18 protein-coding genes and 1 tRNA gene are annotated in these 14,582 nt (G+C 63.7%); 8 read left to right on the top strand and 11 right to left on the bottom strand.

All coding sequences use genetic code 11. The annotated features are described in order from the left end of the window. Positions 1–130 precede the first annotated feature (130 nt). From OCK01_RS17715 to OCK01_RS17740, 6 genes are all read left to right on the top strand, one after another. Complete coding sequence (locus OCK01_RS17715; protein WP_263825064.1) at positions 131–1,138, top strand: MBL fold metallo-hydrolase; 1,008 nt, start codon at positions 131–133, stop codon at positions 1,136–1,138. A 74-nt stretch (positions 1,139–1,212) separates the two neighbouring features. After that, positions 1,213–2,100, top strand: coding sequence for a diaminopimelate epimerase (gene dapF, locus OCK01_RS17720; RefSeq protein WP_263825065.1), 888 nt, complete (start codon positions 1,213–1,215; stop codon positions 2,098–2,100). Beyond that, complete coding sequence (gene mtaB, locus OCK01_RS17725) at positions 2,097–3,371, top strand: tRNA (N(6)-L-threonylcarbamoyladenosine(37)-C(2))-methylthiotransferase MtaB (protein ID WP_263825066.1); 1,275 nt, start codon at positions 2,097–2,099, stop codon at positions 3,369–3,371. The genes dapF and mtaB overlap by 4 nt, the downstream gene beginning before the upstream one ends. Before the next feature lie 20 nt (positions 3,372–3,391). Then, complete coding sequence (gene ftsY, locus OCK01_RS17730) at positions 3,392–4,651, top strand: signal recognition particle-docking protein FtsY (RefSeq protein ID WP_263825067.1); 1,260 nt, start codon at positions 3,392–3,394, stop codon at positions 4,649–4,651. A gap of 31 nt (positions 4,652–4,682) precedes the next feature. Continuing rightward, positions 4,683–5,345, top strand: a complete 663-nt coding sequence (locus OCK01_RS17735) for a septation protein A (protein ID WP_182828090.1) — start codon at positions 4,683–4,685, stop codon at positions 5,343–5,345. After that, complete coding sequence (locus OCK01_RS17740; RefSeq protein WP_263825068.1) at positions 5,338–5,919, top strand: DUF2585 domain-containing protein; 582 nt, start codon at positions 5,338–5,340, stop codon at positions 5,917–5,919. Before OCK01_RS17735 ends, OCK01_RS17740 begins: the two co-directional genes overlap by 8 nt. Positions 5,920–5,931: 12 nt before the next feature. Here OCK01_RS17740 and OCK01_RS17745 read toward each other — a convergent pair whose 3' ends face one another. Further along, positions 5,932–6,078 (bottom strand): hypothetical protein, encoded by a 147-nt coding sequence (locus OCK01_RS17745; RefSeq protein WP_263825069.1) that lies wholly within the window; start codon positions 6,076–6,078, stop codon positions 5,932–5,934. A 104-nt stretch (positions 6,079–6,182) separates the two neighbouring features. Here OCK01_RS17745 and OCK01_RS17750 point away from each other — a divergent pair, with 104 nt between their 5' ends. Further along, on the top strand, positions 6,183–6,413 hold the full coding sequence (locus OCK01_RS17750; protein WP_263825070.1) for a porin: 231 nt from the start codon (positions 6,183–6,185) through the stop codon (positions 6,411–6,413). Positions 6,414–6,417: 4 nt separating this feature from the next. Here OCK01_RS17750 and OCK01_RS17755 read toward each other — a convergent pair whose 3' ends face one another. The 4 genes from OCK01_RS17755 to OCK01_RS17770 all read right to left on the bottom strand — a co-directional run bounded on the left by OCK01_RS17755 (position 6,418) and on the right by OCK01_RS17770 (position 7,892). Continuing rightward, positions 6,418–6,645, bottom strand: coding sequence for a hypothetical protein (locus OCK01_RS17755; RefSeq protein ID WP_182828094.1), 228 nt, complete (start codon positions 6,643–6,645; stop codon positions 6,418–6,420). Positions 6,646–6,766: 121 nt separating this feature from the next. Beyond that, positions 6,767–6,843 (bottom strand) — tRNA-Arg (locus OCK01_RS17760). A gap of 59 nt (positions 6,844–6,902) precedes the next feature. Next, on the bottom strand, positions 6,903–7,562 hold the full coding sequence (locus OCK01_RS17765; RefSeq protein WP_263825071.1) for an HAD family hydrolase: 660 nt from the start codon (positions 7,560–7,562) through the stop codon (positions 6,903–6,905). 90 nt (positions 7,563–7,652) lie between these two features. Beyond that, a complete protein-coding gene (locus OCK01_RS17770) occupies positions 7,653–7,892 on the bottom strand; it encodes a DUF982 domain-containing protein (RefSeq protein WP_263825072.1) in 240 nt (79 codons plus the stop codon). A gap of 239 nt (positions 7,893–8,131) precedes the next feature. Here OCK01_RS17770 and OCK01_RS17775 point away from each other — a divergent pair, with 239 nt between their 5' ends. Continuing rightward, on the top strand, positions 8,132–9,139 hold the full coding sequence (locus tag OCK01_RS17775; protein WP_263825073.1) for a YihY/virulence factor BrkB family protein: 1,008 nt from the start codon (positions 8,132–8,134) through the stop codon (positions 9,137–9,139). A gap of 426 nt (positions 9,140–9,565) precedes the next feature. Here OCK01_RS17775 and OCK01_RS17780 read toward each other — a convergent pair whose 3' ends face one another. From OCK01_RS17780 to OCK01_RS17805, 6 genes are all read right to left on the bottom strand, one after another. Beyond that, positions 9,566–10,555, bottom strand: a complete 990-nt coding sequence (locus tag OCK01_RS17780; RefSeq protein ID WP_263825074.1) for a DUF3618 domain-containing protein — start codon at positions 10,553–10,555, stop codon at positions 9,566–9,568. After that, positions 10,555–10,968: a phage holin family protein gene (locus OCK01_RS17785; protein ID WP_182829374.1), complete on the bottom strand. Its 414-nt coding sequence runs from the start codon at positions 10,966–10,968 to the stop codon at positions 10,555–10,557. Before OCK01_RS17785 ends, OCK01_RS17780 begins: the two co-directional genes overlap by 1 nt. Next, complete coding sequence (locus OCK01_RS17790) at positions 10,955–11,581, bottom strand: nutrient deprivation-induced protein (RefSeq protein WP_263825075.1); 627 nt, start codon at positions 11,579–11,581, stop codon at positions 10,955–10,957. Before OCK01_RS17790 ends, OCK01_RS17785 begins: the two co-directional genes overlap by 14 nt. 101 nt (positions 11,582–11,682) lie before the next feature. After that, positions 11,683–12,504: an amino acid ABC transporter permease gene (locus tag OCK01_RS17795; protein ID WP_263825076.1), complete on the bottom strand. Its 822-nt coding sequence runs from the start codon at positions 12,502–12,504 to the stop codon at positions 11,683–11,685. 10 nt (positions 12,505–12,514) lie between these two features. Continuing rightward, positions 12,515–13,312, bottom strand: a complete 798-nt coding sequence (locus OCK01_RS17800) for a transporter substrate-binding domain-containing protein (protein WP_263825077.1) — start codon at positions 13,310–13,312, stop codon at positions 12,515–12,517. Positions 13,313–13,513: 201 nt separating this feature from the next. After that, positions 13,514–14,581: a 5-(carboxyamino)imidazole ribonucleotide synthase gene (locus OCK01_RS17805; protein WP_263825078.1), complete on the bottom strand. Its 1,068-nt coding sequence runs from the start codon at positions 14,579–14,581 to the stop codon at positions 13,514–13,516. Position 14,582: the final 1 nt, after the last annotated feature.

Raw genomic sequence — 14,582 nt, forward strand, 5'->3', positions numbered from 1 at the left:
CGTCCTGTCGTCTCAGTGTCGCTGCTTTAATGACAGGATGACGAAAGGTCAAACCGGCCTCTGCCGCCTGCGCCTTGCAACTGCGCGCCGAGCCTCTATCTCTGTCAAACCGACAAAGCGAGATGAGTTCATGACGAGCAACGGACGGCGCGCGAAGAACCCCTACTATGACGGGCCGCGAAGCGACCATTTCGACGGCGTCAGGTTCTTCAATCCCGACGGGATCGAGCCGCTCGGCCTCACTGCGCTGCTGAAATGGCAGTGGCTGGAAAAACGGGCCCGATGGCCGAACGTCTATCCCAGCCCCTTCGTCGGGGCAAAGCCCGGTGAGCGGGTCGCGGGCGACGACCTCCGCGTGACGATGGTGGGTCACGCCAGCCTGCTGATCCAGACCCAGGGGCAAAACATCCTGACCGATCCGGTGTTTTCCACAAGGGCGAGCCCGCTCTCCTTCGCTGGACCCAAGCGGCACAATCCGCCGGGCGTCCGCCTGGATGATTTGCCCAGGATCGACCTCGTTCTGGTGACTCACAATCATTACGATCATCTGGATATCGCCAGCCTGAAGGCGATCGTGGCGAAGCATCATCCTGAGATCATCACGCCGCTCGGAAACGACGCCATCATCCGAAAGTCGATCCCGAACGCCCGGATTATCACGACGGACTGGGGCGACGAGACCGATTTCGGACCCTTCACCATTCATACCGAAGCCTGTCATCACTGGTCTGCCCGCGGGATGGGCGATCGCCGCATGGCGCTGTGGGCGGCCTTCGTCATCACGACGCCAGCAGGCGCGATCTACCATATCGGCGACACCGGTTTTCACGGCGGAATCAATTATCGCGCGGCGGCGGAGAAGCATGGCGGCTTTCGCCTGGCGATCCTGCCGATCGGCGCTTACGAGCCGCGCTGGTTCATGAAGGGGCAGCATCAGAATCCGGCCGAAGCGGTCGAGGGCATGCGGCTTGCGGGGGCCCGCTACGCCGTGGGTCATCACTGGGGCACGTTCCAGCTCACCAACGAGGCCGTGGAGGCTCCGCTGGAGGCCTTGGCCGCAGCGCTCGACGCCGCCGGCGTCGAACGGGAGCGTTTTCGGCCTCTTCGCGCAGGCGAAAGCGTCGACATTCCCTTGTAGGAGGCGAAACATCTGGCCTTTTTCACGCGCTTCCGCCATATAGGGCCAAATTGTCGAGGATTACGGCTTACGCCATGACTATTAATGCGCCTTTCGCCAAGATGAACGGACTGGGAAACAAGATCCTGGTGGCGGACATGCGCGGCCGCAAGGATCGCATCACGCCCGAGGCGGCCATCGCGCTCGCTTCCGACCCCGCCACATCCTTCGACCAGATCATGGCGATCCATGACCCCAAGGCCGAGGGCACCTTCGCCTGGGTGAGCATCATCAATTGCGACGGCACCGAGGCGCAGGCCTGCGGCAACGGCATGCGCTGCGTGGTGCAGGCGCTGGCCGCCGAAACCGGGATCAAGAGCTTTACCTTCCACACCCGCGCCGGCGTGCTGACCGGCGAGGAACGCGAAGACGGGCTGCTGTCGGTCGATATGGGCAAGCCGCACTTCGAATGGAACAAGATCCCGCTCTCGGAAGAATTTCACGATACAAGCCGGATCGAATTGCAGATCGGGCCGATCGATGCGCCGGTGCTGCATTCGCCGTCGGTCGCCTCGATGGGCAATCCGCATGCGGTGTTCTGGGTGGATCGCGACGTCTGGGACTATGATCTCGCGAGATTCGGCCCTCTTCTCGAGCATCATCCGATGTTTCCCGAGCGCGCCAATATTTCGATAGCCCGCGTCACGTCCAGCCATTCGCTGGATCTGCGCACCTGGGAGCGCGGCGCCGGACTGACGCTCGCTTGCGGCTCCGCCGCTTGCGCCGCCGCTGTTTCCGCCGCGCGCACCGGCCGCACTGAACACCAGGTCGACGTGACCATGCCCAGCGGCGGCGTGCTGTCGATCGACTGGCGAAAGAACGATCACGTCGTGATGACCGGCCCGGCCGAATGGGAATGGTCGGGCATGCTCGATCCCGCCACCGGCGCTTTTTCGCGCGACCAGGAGGCCGCGGCCCAGTGACCGGCGTCGACGTCATCACTTTCGGCTGTCGCCTGAACACCTATGAGTCGGAAGTCATCAAGGCCGAGGCTTCCAAGGCCGGCCTCGACAATGCGTTGATCTTCAACACCTGCGCGGTGACGGGGGAGGCCGTGCGCCAGGCGCGCCAGGCGATCCGCCGCGCCCGCCGCGACAACCCCGCCGCCCGCATCATCGTCACCGGCTGTGGCGCGCAGACCGAAGGCGCGACCTTCGCCCAAATGCCCGAAGTCGACGCCGTGCTCGGCAACGAGGAAAAGCTGAAGGCGGAGAGCTTCGCCCGTCTGCCCGATTTCGGCGTCTCGGCCTCTGAAAAATTGCAGGTCAACGATATCATGAGCGTGCGCGCCACCGCGCCGCAAATGGTGGATGTCATCGACGGCCATGTCAGGGCGTTTATCCAGGTGCAGAACGGTTGCGATCATCGCTGCACCTTCTGCATCATTCCTTATGGCCGCGGCAATTCGCGCTCCGTGCCGATGGGCGCGGTGGTGGAGCAGGCTCGCAGGCTGGCCGAAAACGGCTATCGGGAAATCGTGCTGACCGGCGTCGACGCCACGAGCTATGGCGCAGATCTGCCGGGCGCGCCGACGCTGGGGCAACTGGCGAAATCCATCCTCAGCCACCTGCCCGACATCCTGCGCCTACGACTGTCGTCGATCGACAGCGTCGAGGCCGATGAGCATCTCTGGGACCTGATCGCGGATGAGCCGCGCTTCATGCCGCATCTGCATCTGTCGCTCCAGCATGGCGACAATCTCATTCTCAAGCGCATGAAGCGGCGCCATAGCCGCGAGGATGCGATCGCCTTCGTGGCCCGCGCCCGGGCTCTCAGGCCCGAGATCAGCTTCGGCGCCGACATCATCGCCGGCTTTCCCACCGAGACCGAGGAGATGTTCGACAACTCCGTGCTGCTGGCGCAGGAATGCGGGATCGCCAAGCTGCATGTGTTTCCCTATTCGCCGCGGGAGGGCACGCCCGCCGCTCGCATGCCGGCGCTCGACCGCCGGCTGGTCAAGGAACGCGCCGCACGTCTGCGCGAGGCCGGCGAGCGGCTGCATCACGCCCATCTCGACCGCATGGTCGGCAGCCGCCAGACCATTCTCGTCGAGAATACCGGTCTCGCTCATACGGAAAACTTCACGCTTTGCGAGGGATTGGGGCTCGCGCCCCGCAGCCTTGCCACGGTCACCGTCACGGGCCATAACGGCAAGCACCTCGTCGCAGACAGAATTCAGGAGGCGGCGGCCTGAAAAGGCCAGCCGGATCAGCCATGGCGCTCGGTTTCATCAAGAAGATGTTCAGCTTCGGCAAGGACGAAGCCGAGGACAAGGCGAAGTCTGCGGAGGTCGAGGCGGATGCTGTGGTCGTCGAGCCGGCTCCGGAGCCTGAGCCCAAGCCGGTCGTCGTGGAGCCCGTCACCGAGATCGTTGAGCCGGAGGCGCGGGTCGAGCCTGCGCCCGATCTGGACCCGGCGCCAGTGCCGGACAATCTCCTCGAAAGTCCGTCTGACACGGTAGCGCAAAGCGAGCCGGCTCTGCCCGAAGGCTTCGTCGTCGCCGGCGCGCGCGACCTCGCCACTGAAGCGCCTGAACCAATCAGGAAACTGAGCTGGATCGAGCGGCTCCGCCAGGGTCTCGCCCGCACTTCGGCTCAGCTCGGCGCGCAGATCTCGGCGCTGTTCACCAAGCGCAAGCTCGACGAGGACACCCTGGAAGAGCTGGAAGACCTGCTGATCCGCGCCGATCTCGGCGTTGAGACGGCGCTGCGCATCACCGATACGCTGTCATCAGAACGCTATGGCAAGGATGTCTCGGGCGAGGATGTGTCGCGCATCATGGCCGGCGAAATCGTCAAGGTGCTGAAGCCGGTGGCGAAGCCGCTGGAACTCGATCTCAGCCACAAGCCGCATGTAATCCTGGTCGTCGGCGTCAACGGCACCGGCAAGACTACCACGATCGGCAAGCTCGCCGCCAAACTCAGCCGCGCGGGCCTGAAAGTCATGCTCGCCGCCGGCGACACGTTCCGCGCCGCGGCTATCGAGCAGCTGCATATCTGGGCGAGCCGCATCGGCTGCGAAATCGTCTCGACCAAGCTCGGCGCCGATGCGGCGGGACTCGCCTATGACGCCTACGAGAAGGCCAAGGCGTCCGGACAGGACGTGCTGATCATCGACACAGCCGGCCGGTTGCAGAACAAGACCGAGCTGATGGCCGAGCTCGAAAAGATCGTCCGCGTGCTCGGCAAGCTCGATCCGGAGGCGCCGCACACCGTGCTGCAGACGCTCGACGCCACGACCGGCCAGAATGCGCTCAACCAGGTCGAGATCTTCCGCAATGTCGCGGGCGTCTCCGGCCTGATCATGACCAAGCTCGACGGCACGGCGCGCGGCGGCATTCTGGTCGCCATCGCCGCCAAGCACAAATTGCCGGTTTACTTCATCGGCGTCGGCGAAGGCGTCGACGATCTCGAACCCTTCGACGCCGAAGATTTCGCCGAAGCCATCGCCGGCCTGCAGACGCAGAAACAATAAGCAGGCGTTAGCCGCAACAGGAGACGGGCGCATGACCGCCGAAACCCATGGCAAGACCGCCGCGCACAAAGAAAATCCGGTGATCAAGCTCGCACTCGAGCTCGGGCCGCTTCTGGTGTTCTTCTTCGCCAATTCCTATGGCGAGAAGCTGGCGAAAGCCTATCCGCCGCTCGCGAGCCTGGGCGGGCCGATCTTCATCGCCACGGGCCTGTTCATGGCGGCGACGGTGATCTCGCTTGTCGTCTCCAAGATCGTGATGGGCAAATTGCCGATGATGCCGCTCGTGTCAGGCGTCGTGGTGCTGGCCTTCGGCGGATTGTCGATCTGGCTGCAAAACGAGACCTTCATCAAGATGAAGCCGACCATCATCAACACGCTGTTCGGAACCATCCTGCTGGGCGGTCTTCTGTTTGGCCGCTCCCTGCTCGGTTACGTCTTCAATTCCGCCTTCCAGCTCGATGACGAAGGCTGGACCAAGCTGACTTGGCGCTGGGGCTTCTTCTTCCTGTTTCTCGCGGTGCTCAACGAAGTGGTCTGGCGCGGCGCCAACGCCTATTACCTGCCTGACGTCAAAGCCGCCGATGATTTCTGGGTGACGTTCAAGGTCTGGGGCACCATGCCGATCACCTTCCTCTTCACGCTCAGCCAGATGCCGCTGATCATGAAACACCAGCTGGATGGACAGAATGACTGAAAGCGGCAGCACCCGTCGCCATCTTTTCCTCGGGCTCGGCCTGATCGCGCTGATCATTCTCGTCCAGGTGATCGTCGAGCGTCTGATGGGCCGCGTCTGGCTCTGCGAATGCGGCGTGGTGAAACTATGGGAGGGCGAGGTTCACTCTTCCGGAAACTCCCAGCAGATCGCCGACTGGTATACGCCGAGCCACATCATCCATGGCTTCCTGTTCTACGGGCTAGGATTTCTCGTGCTGCGCCGCGCGCCGCTGTCGCTCAGGCTGGGGTTGGCGGGGCTGATCGAGGCGGGTTGGGAACTGCTCGAAAACTCGCCCGTGATCATCGAGCGCTATCGCTCGGCGACCATGGCCTATGACTATATGGGCGATTCCATCCTCAATTCGGGCATGGACACCGTGTGGATGACGCTCGGCTTTCTTGCAGCCTGGAAATTGCCGGTGAAGGTGACGATCGCGCTCGCCATCGCGGCGGAGATCGCCACGGGCATCCTCATCCGCGACAATCTCACGCTCAACGTGATCATGCTGATCTACCCGATCGAGGCGATCAAGGTCTGGCAAGGCGGGATCTGACGTCGGCCGACGTCAGATCGACGTGGTCGCGCCGGGGTGAAATCCCAGCAGGTAGATCAGCGTCACCGCCGCCGCGAGGGCGGCGAGCGCCAGGACGAAATAGATCATGCGGCGCGATGCGCGGCGTTCGGTTCTCTGGGCAGTCTCGATCTTGGTCATGCCCGCAGAATGCCGCAATCGGCGTGAAAGTTCCACGTTCGCGCGGGCTGACGTTGCGGATGTCATGAGATAGGCTCGTCGCGCTGCAGACAGGTGACCCGACAATGAAGAGATTTGCCGCCGCCGCCATCCTCGTCTTTCTCGGGACCGAAGCGTTCGCGGAGGACGCCGTGACGGCGCCTCCCTCTGACACGCCTGCCCCGGACGCCAATCCCTGCGCGGTCTATGGGGAGGGATATGCGCCCGTCAATGGCGGCAAGACGTGCATCCGCATCGGCGGCCGCATCCGATATGACATGAGCGTCGGCGGCGACCGAAAATCAGGCGGCGAATGACGGATCAGGCCTTGTCGCCGCGGCGCGCCAGGAACCGTTCTTCCAGCATCTTCTTATGGGCGCGATAGGCCTCGGCCATGGCCACATGCCGCTTCTGCTGCTGTTCTGCGGTGTCCACCGCCTGACCATGCGCTTTCAGATGCGCGATCGTCGCGGAAAGCCGCTGCGCCAGACGTTCGCTCCCGCCGATATTGTGCGTGACCTGTTCATAGGCATCGTTTTGATTGGCCATCATGCCGCTCCCTGATTGTCTTCGATTAGAAGACTCGCAGAGGTTCGGAGTCAATCCGTTTATTAGGGGTTGGTTAACTTTTGCGCGGCTCCGAGCCGTGTCCGCCTGCGCAGGGCTGAAATGGTGATTCCGACGCGATTCGAACGCGTGACCCTCAGATTAGGAATCTGATGCTCTATCCTGCTGAGCTACGGAACCACTGACCCTTCCATACAAAAAGAGGCGGGCTTCGCCAAGAAAATCTTTTGTGTAATGCGTCAGGCTTGGCGATGGGTGATGCGAATATGGCCGCTTTCCGTCACGCCCACCGTCATGCCGCGATAATCCGCGATGGCCGGGCCATCCGTTTGCGGGTGCGCATGGGTGGCGGTGACTACAAGCAGATCTGCGCCGGACGCGCGGGCTGCCTCGATGCCGGCGGGAGCGTCTTCAAACACCAGGCAATCTTCGATGTCGACGCCCAGACGCTCGGCGCCAAGCAGGAAACAGTCGGGGGCGGGCTTGCCGCGCTCGACGTCCTCGGCGGTCACCCAGATCTTCGGCCGCTTGATGCCGGCTGCGTCGAGCCTCGCCGTCGCCAGTTCCACGGTCGCCGACGTCACGATCGCCCAGCGATCTTCGGGAAGCGCGTTCAAGAAATCCACCACGCCGTCGATCGGCATGACGCCCTCGACATCTTCGATCTCGGCGCGCTCGATAAAGGCCACTTCGGCGTCCAGATCGATATCGGCGAGCCCCTGCTTGCGGATCGTGTCGGCGGCGCGGACGCCGTGGATGGTGGGCAGAAAGGCGCCGACGTCGAGCTTGTGCCGGCGCGCCCAGTTCGACCACACCCGTTCGGCGGCGGCGATCGAGCTCAGAAGCGTGCCGTCCATGTCGAACAACAGGGCGGCATAGGTCTTGTCGGGATGGAGCATGGCGGATCCGAAGCGCTGTAAGAAAAGATCCATTCCGCCTAACGCCGGAGCGACAAATGTCAAGTCCGGGGCGGGGCTTTCCGGTTCGCTTCAGGCGCTGCGCAGGATGTTCGCCTCGGACGCGGCGGCCACGAAGGCCTCGCGGGCGTAGTAGGCCGGAACATGGCCGTCGAGCGCGTTCAGGCAGGCGGTGCGGGCTTTGGAATAGGCCTTGCCGGTTTTCGACGGCCATTTGTGCAGCAGACATTGGGCGGCGTCGTGCAGGTTGGAAATCACGCGCGTTTCGCGGGCTGGATTGATCGCCACTTCCACGCTTTTCGACCAGTTCACCACCGCCGCTCCTCATGCTGTTCAGGACGCGAAATGCCGAGACCGGCTGCTTCGTTCCGTCGGCCGGCGGGAATCTTATGCGCCGATTCCATCATGATCCGATGTCGGCGCGGTCTCCCAAGGGTCGGGCATCCCGCCGCCCCGAGATTTCCCGGCGAAACCGCGCCGAAGAGCCGGAACATTCGCGCCGGACCGCGATTGTCCGAACAGAATGTTCAGACGCCGGGGAAGGATGAGGAATGACCGACAAGAAGGCCGCGATGTTGACCGAGACACATGCTCCCATGGATGAAGCGGAGCGGGGTCGCGACGCCACTGCGCCGCACGACATTCCGCCGCTCGGCCTGAAGGACGTGGCCTGGCGGGTGTTCTATGCGATTTTCGAAGACCGTATCTCGCTGATCGCGGCCGGCGTGACCTTCTTCCTGCTGCTCGCCTTCTTTCCCTCCATGGCGCTGCTGGCGACGATCTACGGCTTTTTCTCCGATCCCAGCACCATCGCAGCCCAGATCGGTTTTCTCACCGATTTTTTGCCGCCGGGCGGCATGGCGCTGATCACCGACCAGCTTCAGAGCCTGTCGTCGCAGAAGAATTCCACCCTCAGCTTCGCCTTCGCCTCCAGCTTCGTCCTGGCGCTGTGGAGTTCGTCGAGCGGTGTCAAGGCGCTGTTCGATGCGATGAACGTTGCTTATGGCGAAACCGAAAGCCGCAGCATTCTCAAGCTCAACGCGGTCGCGCTGGCGTTTACGCTTCTCGCCACGCTCCTGGCGACGCTGTTGATCGTCGCCGTCGGCGTCATCCCGGCGGTTCTCGCCTTCCTGCGACTGGACGGTTGGCTGGAAATGCTGGCGCGGGTGCTGCGCTGGCCGCTGGCGCTTGTCATCATGATCGGCATGATCATGCTGGTCTATCGTTTCGGCCCCAGCCGCGAGCCGGCGAAACTGCGCTGGATCACCTGGGGCGCCGGCGTCGCGGCATTGCTCTGGATCATCGCCACGCTCGGCTTTTCCTACTATCTCGCGCATTTCGCGGACTACAACGCCACCTATGGCGCGCTCGGCACATTGATCGGTGTGATGATCTGGGTGTGGATCTCGGTGATGATCCTGATCGTCGGCGCGGAAATCAACGCCGAGCTCGAACATCAGACACGCCATGATTCCACCACCGGCGCGCCCAAACCGATGGGCGATCGCGGCGCCTTCGTCGCCGACACCGTGGGCCGCAAGGCTGAGAACCTTTCATAGCGGATTGCCGATGACGGCGCGGCGAAAAGCGGCTTCCGCAGATCTCCCGATCATTTCGCGCGACCGATACCCATGACGGAGGCCGGGCCCGAATCCGCTGTTTTAACGGAAAGACGGCGCGCGATTGGGAACCTAAAGCGTCGTCGCGTGTTCAACACGTGTGATCAACAGGAGGCACACCATCATGAACAACCTGATCTGGCTCGTCGGCGCCGTCGTCATCGTCCTCGCAATCCTTTCGTTCCTCGGCCTGCGCTGAGACGTTTGCGCCCGTCCGCCTTGGCGGCGGGCGGCGCGCCTCGCAGACATAGCATTTCTTTTTGAAAGCGGCTCTCACGGGCCGCTTTTTCGTTGTCTGCATGAGCGCATAGAGATACCCGGCCGCCGGGGCCGGGTTTCAACGGATCACATCGGATGGCGATCCAATCAGTGCGTGTTCGGACGCCCGTTTGCGCCGAAACTGTCGCGAACGCTTTCGCGCGCCGCATCCTGGACATTGGAGGCGACCTGCGTCGCTTTCTGATAGGTTTCGGCGGCGAGCTTCTCGCCCTCGTCCATCACGTCGGACGTCTTGCGCGACAGCGTGTCTCGCGCCTTGTCGCCGACATCGCCGATCGCTTCGTCCTCGATGCGGGTGTGAGGAAGGGCTGCGCCGATGGCCGCGCCCAAGGCGAAGGCGAGGGCTCCGCCGACCAGCGGCTGATCGCGGAATTGTCGCGTCAGCATGTCGCCCATCTGCGCCGTCTGTTGCTGCAGTCCCTGGTAGGCGGCGTTCGAACCGCTCTTGATCGAGGACCCCATGTCTGACACGCGGCGGCGGGTTTCACGCCAGGCCGAAGCGGTCCAGCCCGAGGCTTCATCGAGTAGTCGGCCGGCTTCGTCCCGGATGTCCGACACCTGTTTTCCGGCCGTGTCGGCGAAGCCGCGATAGGTCTGGCCCGTTTCGTCGATGAAATGGCCGGCGCGGCGACCCGTCGTGTCGGTCAAAGCGCGGAAACGCTTGCCGGCGTCGTCGGTGAAGTGGCTGTAGCTCGAACCCTCGTGCATCGACGCAGGACCGAGGCGGCGCACTGAGCCGGTGACCGGCGCGAGCGGGTAGAACGCTTCGTCGACGCTGTCGTCATGGCCGCGCGCGTGATTGTCTCGTTCGGACGAGGCCGGCATGGCCTGGTTCGCCATCATCCAGGCGAGGCTCACGCCCATCAGCGCCACTGGCATGGGATTGTTCTTCACGGAGCGGCCGAGATTGTTGACGAAATCGGCGCCGCCGCTGCCTTTCACGTAGCCGAGCAATTCGTCGACCATCTGGCCCGGCGACAGGCGTTCCTGAATCGCGTCGAGTTTCTCCTCGATGCGACGGCGATCGCCATCGATCTCACGTTCGATTTCGGCGGGATTACGGTCTGTCAGAGCCATCAGAGTCTCTCCTTCACGATCTTGGCGTCGCGCTGCAGCGACGATGTGGTGCGGTCGAGCGACAGTTCCGAACCGCGCAGCGTATTGAGCCCGCTCGCCATGAGACGCCAGGCTACCAAGGCCACGACGACGCCGACGATCACGGCGGCCAGCGAATTGGCGTTGGGTTCGGTCATGCCCTGCGCGACGAAGAAAGCGCCGAGCCCCGTGACCAAGGCCGACAACAGCACGCCGACGGCGCCGATCGCAAAGACCGCGCCGATCGCCAGCATTTCGATCCCGCCCATGGCGCGGGAGATCTTCTCGGAGGTCTCGGCCTTGGCGAGGGCGATTTCCTTCCGAAACAGGCTGGAAATATCGCCGACGAGGCCGGAGACGAGTTCGGTGATCGGGCGATTGTCAGTATTGGACATTGGCGCGGTCTCCAGAGAAAGGTGTTGCGGGCAGGGTGGTGTCGGACAGCGCGGCGGAATCGTCTCGGCGGTCGAGGCCGGGGGTCGGCCGGTGCGACTGGCTCATGCCCCTGTCGTGGCGGCGGGCGGAGGCGGTCACGAAGCGGCTGGCGGCAAGGCCGGCAATAGCGGCGAGGCCGAGAAAGGCGAGCGGCTGGCGGCGACCGTAATCTTCGGCCATCGCGGTGATCTCGCCCATGTCGCGGCCCTCGATATCGGCGGCGAACCGGCTGATGCTCGAGCCGATGTCGCCGGCATAGCGGCCCATGGCCGCGCCGTCGCCGGACTGCATGTCGCGACCGGTGCGCTCGAGCGCCTCGCCAAGGCTCGACAACTGCTGGGCTAGGAAAGTCTTCTGTTCGTCGGCCATCTCGGCGGCCTTGTCCGTCGCCTGTTCGACCTTGGCGGCGGCGGCTTCGCGGACGGAGCCCAGATCTTCCTTGGCCTGTCGCTTGATGTCCTCGATGCTGGGCGCCGGCGAGGCGCCGGTCGGGTTTGCAGTCTGGCCGCCCAGGGAGCCCTGGCCGGCTTGCTGCCGCGACGCGAGGTCGCGGGTCATATCGTTCTCGCTCATGGATCTCTCCCGGATATCCTCGGCCCGTCCTGATTAACGGGCTCCCGAGTGTAACTTCCGGAAGAGGCCCTAAGTTCCTCGCAGATCCGAGATGGCCGGCGTCAGACCGAACTGCGCTCGCGCAGGCTCTTTTCGATGCGTCTCAGGCCGAGGGACAGGCCGATGGTCAGCACGAGATAGATATAGGCGACGATCGAATAGGTTTCGAAGAAGCGGAAAGAGCCGGAGGCGTAGACCTTGCCCATCTGGGTGATGTCGGCGACGCCGAGCACCGAGACGAGCGAGGAGTCCTTGACCATAGCCACGAAGTCATTGGAGAGCGGCGGAAAGATCACCTTCAGCGCCTGCGGAAAGATCACCAGCCGGAAGCGTTGGCCGCGCGACAGGCCGAGCGCCTTGGCGGCTTCGACCTGGCCCTTGTCGACCGACTGGATGCCGGCGCGGAAGATTTCGGCGATGAAGGCGGAATAGGCGATCATCAGCGCGATGATGGCGCGCCACATCAGCGACACGTCCCTCACCATCATCGGCTCGATCAGGCCTGCGGTCGCCAGCGGGGCGGTGAGCCAGTTCCAGCCGGCGACGAAACCCGGCGCGCCGACGAAGGCGATGTAGAACAGGAGCACGAGCACGGGCACGCCGCGGATGAGCTCGATGTAGAAGCGCGAGATCTGCCGAAGCGCCTTGGAATCGGACAGGCCGAGCAGCGCAACCGAGAGCCCGAGTAGCGTGGCAAGGGTGAAACCGGCCAAGGTCACGAAAATCGTCACCGCCAGTCCCTTGGCGACGGTGGTGAAGACCTGCGCATAGAGGTCGTTGGCGACGATGACGCCGCCAATGCCGAGGCCGATAACGGCGAGCGCGACCAACCACCATGGGAAGTCGGTCGCGCCCGCCTGTTCGTTCGTGGGGGCTGTCGCCATCTCAGACGACTTACTGGCCCATCTTGTAGTCCAGGAACCATTTCTTGTTGAGCGCGTCCATTGTGCCGTCGGCCTTCATGGCGGCGATGGCGGCGTTGACAGGCGCGACGAGATCGGAACCCTTGGGGAAGATGAAGCCGAAATCCTCGGTGCCGAGCGGCTCGCCGACGATCTTCAGCGCGCCGTTGGAGGCGTCCACATAGCCCTTGCCGGCGGTGCTGTCGGTCAGCACCAGATCGACGTCGCCGGCCTTGAGCGCCTGGACCGTGGCGCCGAAGGTCTCGAACAGCTTGATGCGCGGATTCTGTTCGTTGCCGTCGAGCACTTCGTAGACGGCGGTGTAGAACGGGCTGGTGCCCGGCTGCGCGCCGACCAGACCGCTTTCCAGCGCCTTGAAGGTCTTGGCGTCGGTGAAGCGGCTTTCATCGCCGCGCACCAGCATCAATTGCTGCGAGCGCATATAGGGGGCGGAGAAGTCGACCTTCTCCTTGCGGTCGTCTTTGATGGTGATGCCCGTCATGCCGATATTGTACTGGCCGTCGGACACCGCCTGGATCATGGCGTCCCACGAGGTGTTCTGATATTCGACCTTGAAGTTCAGGCGCTTGGCGATGTCGTCCATGGCGTCATATTCCCAGCCGATCTGCTTGCCGGTCTTGGGGTCGACGAATTGCAGCGGCGGATAGGCGTTTTCGGTGACCACGACCACCTTGCGGCCGCCGAGATCGGGCAGTTCAGCCGCATGCGAGGCAAACGGGGCGGCGATGAGGGCGGCGAGGCCGAGAAGGAAACTGCGACGCAGGGTCATGGGAAACTCCGAATTTTGTGGCGGCAAACCCTGTCACAAAACGGCCATTCTTGGCAAGGAGGCGACAGGCCGCCGACAAAGTCTATAGGCAGAGAAAATGCCGGCATGGACCTGGCGCGAGGCTCGCTTTCACTGCCGCTGCGCAAGCCGCCGGCAGAACATTCCCGGCGCGATGGTTTCAGGCGACCAGAGCGCGATCCGTCATCGCGATGCGGGTCCGGTCAGACGGGTGATATGGCCCATCTTGCGGCCCGGCCGCGGCTCGGTCTTGCCATAGAGATGGATATAGACGTCCTTCTGGCGCGCCCAGTCTTCCACGCTCTGAATGTCGTCGCCGATCAGGTTCTGCATCACGCAGTCGCTATGGCGGGCAGGGTCGCCGAGCGGCAGGCCGGAGACGGCGCGGATATGCTGCTCGAATTGTGAGATGACACAGGCGGCTTCCGTCCAGTGTCCTGAATTATGCACGCGCGGCGCGATCTCGTTGGCGATCAGCGCGCCGCCCTTGCCGACGAAGAACTCGATGCCGATGACGCCGACATAATCGAGGCCAGCGAGCAGCCTTTCGGCGGCGTCGCGCGCCTGGGCTGCGACATGATCGTCGATGGCGGCCGGCAGAGTGGAGGTGTGCAGGATGCCGTTGCGATGAACATTCTCCGCCGGGTCGAAGCAGACGACCTGGCCCTCCGCGTCGCGGGCGGCGATCACCGAAATCTCGCGTTCGAAAGGGATGAAGCTTTCGAGGATCAGAGCCGCGCCGCCGAGCTTGTCGAATGCGCCTTCGGCGCTGTCGCCCTCGCGGAACAGCATCTGGCCCTTGCCGTCATAGCCCAGCCTCCGCGTCTTGAGCACGCCCTCGCCGCCGAATTCCGCCAAAGCGGTTTCGAGATCGGCCTGACTGTCGACGGCGCGGAAATCGGCGGTGGGGATGCCGACGGAATTGAGATAGCGCTTCTCGGTCAGCCGGTCCTGTGCGACTTCGAGCGCGAAGGGAGGCGGATAGACCGCGACGCTGTCGGCGAGCCGGCGTGCTGCCTCGACCGGCACGTTTTCGAATTCATAGGTCACCACATCGCAGCGCGCGGCGAGGTCTGCCAACGCCGCCTCGTCGTCATAGGCGGCGACGATTTGGCCATTGGCGAGCTGCGCCGCCGGGCAGTCGCGCGCTGGCTCCAGGATGAGGGTGCGGAAATTCAGCCGGCTCGCGGCCATGGCCAGCATACGGCCGAGCTGGCCGCCGCCGATGATGCCGATCGTTTTTGCGCTCATC

Origin of the sequence: Rhizobium sp. TRM95796 (assembly GCF_025779995.1) — a bacterium.
GTDB lineage: Bacteria > Pseudomonadota > Alphaproteobacteria > Rhizobiales > Rhizobiaceae > Rhizobium_E.